This is a genomic window from Nioella sp., assembly GCF_964229645.1.
Classification (GTDB): Bacteria; Pseudomonadota; Alphaproteobacteria; order Rhodobacterales; family Rhodobacteraceae; genus Nioella.
In genome coordinates, this window is record NZ_CAXREX010000272.1 from 1 (window position 1) to 3,263 (window position 3,263).

Here is a 3,263-nt window from a genome sequence, read left to right on the forward strand (position 1 = left end):
CTCTGGTGGTGCTGCTGTCGTTTTGGATTGCGGGACGCGTTGCCGTGGCAGGGCTTACGGGGCAGGGGCCATTCGTGGTGGCGCTGATCGATCAGCTTTTCCTTCTGGCGGTGACCGTGATGATCGCGCGGGAAATCGTCGCCGGCCGGAACTGGCGCAACCTCAAGGTGCTGGTCCCCGTGACGATGCTCTGGCTGGCCAACATCCTGTTCCACGCCGAGGCCGCGATGCTGGGAACGGCGGATCATGGTCGCCGGCTCGGGATCGCACTGCTGATCTTCCTCGTCATGTTGATCGGGGGACGCATCGTGCCGAGCTTTACCCGCAACTGGCTTGTTCAGCGTGGTGAGACCCGGTTGCCGGTGGGTTTCTCCCGCTTCGATGCGCTGTGCCTGGCGGCTGGCGCTGCAGGGCTGATCGCCTGGGTGGTCGCCCCCTACACCATGATCTGTGCCGTATTCGGGACGACAGCCGCCGTGCTGCATCTCGTGCGGGTCGCACGCTGGCGGGGCGCAGGCACGTGGCGCTCGCCGCTCCTGCTGATGTTGCACGTTGCCTACCTGATGGTGCCGCTGGGATTTGCCGTCGTTGCCTTAGCCGCACTTGGCCTCGTCGCGCCGGCAAGCGGGGCGCATGTGCTGGGCATCGGTGCGGTCGGCGGCATGACCGTGGCAGTGATGATGCGCGCGACGATGGGGCATACCGGTCGGCCACTGGAGGCTGGCAGGGTCCTGTCGGGGGCCTTCGTTCTAATGATCGCGGCAGCTGCGGCGCGTGTGGCCGGCCCGGCACCGGTCGTCGCGGGATTGGACGGCATCGACCTCTCCGCTTTTCTATGGACCTGCGCCTTCGCACTCCTTGTGGCGCGTATCGGCCCCTGGCTTCTCCGCCCGAAGGCGGGCCGCAAGGCGCCCCGGGCTGCAGCTAGGGTTACGCTTCATAACCAGTAGATGACGGGCGTGGCGCGCGCGATTGCTGAGAGAAAGACCTTTGGGGAGCGGTCATAGCGGGTCGCCACCCGCCGCAAGTCCTTGAGCCTGCCAAACATGATCTTGATTTCTTCTGAACAAGGTATTGCGAAGCAATGTCCCGAGAGGGATTTTGACTGGGGTAAGCGTTGCTTCCGGCGCGGGACGCAGGCGCGTATCCCGTCGTCTTTCAACGCGTCTCGGGACCAGTCGGTGAAATGGCCACGAACCCCGAATTCAGGCTGATCGAACCGCGGTGGGCGCGGATTTCCAAGATGTCGAGTTCAACGTCGCTGGGCCGCTGAGTAGCTCGCCAGACGCAGGACTCTGCGCCCCAGTTCGGTTCGCAGGGTTTGATCGTGGCCGGGAATGCGCACAAGGCGAAAGGATTTCCTTTGCCCTGCGGATTGCCCCTTCGCACGGTCGCACGAGGGGTTGTAAGACAGCGGCATGGAAACCTGGCGCTTCGAAACGGTTGAACGGGATGGCGACACGGTGGGCGACGTCGCCTACCGCCGCATCCGCTCCCACATCATTCACGGCAAGCTAATGCCCGGCGAGAAGCTGAAACTCGACCGGATGAAGGAGATCTACGGTGCCTCGGTGACGACGCTGCGCGAGATACTAAACCGGCTGGCGGTTGAGGAGCTGGTGACCGCCGAAGGCCAGCGTGGATTCAGGGTGAGCGCGGTCAGCGCCGGAGAGCTGCGGGAACTGGCGGTCTTGCGCGGTTTGCTGGAAAGCCATGCGCTGCGCGCCGCCATCGCGCAGGGGGATATCGAGTGGGAGGCCTCGGTCGTTGCCGCGCACTACAAGCTGTCCGTGGCCGAGCGCGCCCTAATCGCGGGCGACCCCGCGGTGGTGGATCGCTGGGTGGCCTGTGACTGGGGCTTTCATAACGCGACCATCGCCGCCTGCGATCAACCGATCTTGCTGCGCAGCTATGCTTCTATATTTGACCGCTTCGCCCGCTATCATCAGCTGGCTCTAGACTTTCGGGGGCAGGGCGTGGTCGAGGATCACGTCCGTCTGCGCGATCTGGTGATCGGGCGCGATGCCGATGCGGCGGTTGCACTGCTGACTCGCCACATCGATAGCGGCGTGGCGCACTTGCTGGCCTCCGGGCGTTTTACATGACTGTCCGATTTCTGCATCGCCCGGTCATGCTGGATGTCCGCGGGCGGTGAAGCTCGCCTTGCCTGAGACTGCCCAGTTGTGCCGGGCATCGCCATGACAAACTAACCACTGGAGGCTTGCCAGCCTTCCTGCGTCGATCCGCGCATTCCTCGCCGCACCTTATCGCGGAGGAAAGCGCGACCCGGACCCTTGTCACCGCCGTTCGTTGCTGGCGGCTGGGTGTCCAGGCGGATGCCTTGATAATCAGCCCAAGGCAGCAACCCACCTTCGCCCGGCTTTATCCGCGCGACGAGGTACAAAGGTGATCTTGTCAGCCACAAACGAAACACCCTGCGCGCTCCGGTGGGGCAGGTGTGCGGGCCTTCGGTTTGCCGGTTCTTTTGCAGCCCTTCACCCTGATCCGGATAATTGACATACAGTATGGCAGATGCTTCAAGTCCAACAAAGGAGCACGCACAGATGGATGAGGCAGAAGAGTTCGACCTTGTGGTGATCGGGGCGGGTGCCGCGGGTCTTGCCGCCAGCGCGACAGCTGCGCTTGCCGGGTTGCGGATCGTGCTGCTGGAAGCTTCCGACCGGGTCGGGGGCACATGTGCGATCTCTGCCGGCTGTGCCTGGTTGCCCAACACGATGCTATCCAGAGAGGACGATCCGGACGCCGCAAGACGGTACCTCGATCACGTGGTGGGCAACGAGTCGCGTGCCGAGATGCGAGAGGCCTTTCTCGCGCGCGCGCCCGAGATGGTCGCGGAGCTGCAGAATGCAGGCGCGATCGATCTCGCACCCTTTGCGCACCATCCTGACTACCATACGGATCTCCCCGGCGCCGTGACCCGGGGCAGGGCGCTTGGGGCGCAGCCCTTCGACGGGCGCAAACTTGGATCCGCCTTCGGGTTGGTGAAGCCGCCCTTGCCGGAGTTCACTATCATGGGCGGAATGATGGTCGACCGGACCGACATCGGGCACCTGCTGCGCGCCACGCGGAGTTTGGCCAGTTTCCGCCACGCGGCGGGGCTGATGCTTCGCCACGGGCGAGACCGGCTGACCGGGCCGCGCGGGCGGCGTCTTGTCATGGGCAACGCGCTGGTCGGGCGCCTGCTTGCCTTTCTCATCGACCGCGGGGTCGAGATCCGCACCGGATGCCGCGTCGACCGCATT

Annotated in this window: 3 protein-coding genes and 1 pseudogene; 3 read left to right on the forward strand and 1 reads right to left on the reverse strand. The window is 64.6% G+C overall.

The genetic code is table 11. The annotated features are described in order from the left end of the window. Positions 1-950, forward strand: a 950-nt coding sequence (locus ACEQXV_RS17760; protein ID WP_370270280.1) for an NnrS family protein, incomplete at its 5' end; no start/stop codon positions are given. Here the strand turns inward: ACEQXV_RS17760 and ACEQXV_RS17765 are convergent. Beyond that, positions 938-1,201, reverse strand: a pseudogene (locus ACEQXV_RS17765) (transposase); the annotation flags it as partial. The gene ACEQXV_RS17760 and the pseudogene ACEQXV_RS17765 sit on opposite strands and share 13 nt — an antisense overlap. Before the next feature lie 217 nt (positions 1,202-1,418). On the opposite strand from ACEQXV_RS17765, the gene ACEQXV_RS17770 reads away from it, so the two are divergent. Together ACEQXV_RS17770 and ACEQXV_RS17775 are read left to right on the forward strand one after the other, a co-directional pair. Then, the gene (locus ACEQXV_RS17770; RefSeq protein ID WP_370270281.1) at positions 1,419-2,105 is read left to right on the forward strand and encodes a GntR family transcriptional regulator; all 687 of its coding nucleotides are present in this window, start codon (positions 1,419-1,421) and stop codon (positions 2,103-2,105) included. Between the two features lie 459 nt (positions 2,106-2,564). Next, a partial coding sequence (locus ACEQXV_RS17775; RefSeq protein WP_370270282.1) for an FAD-dependent oxidoreductase occupies positions 2,565-3,263 on the forward strand: 699 nt, incomplete at its 3' end.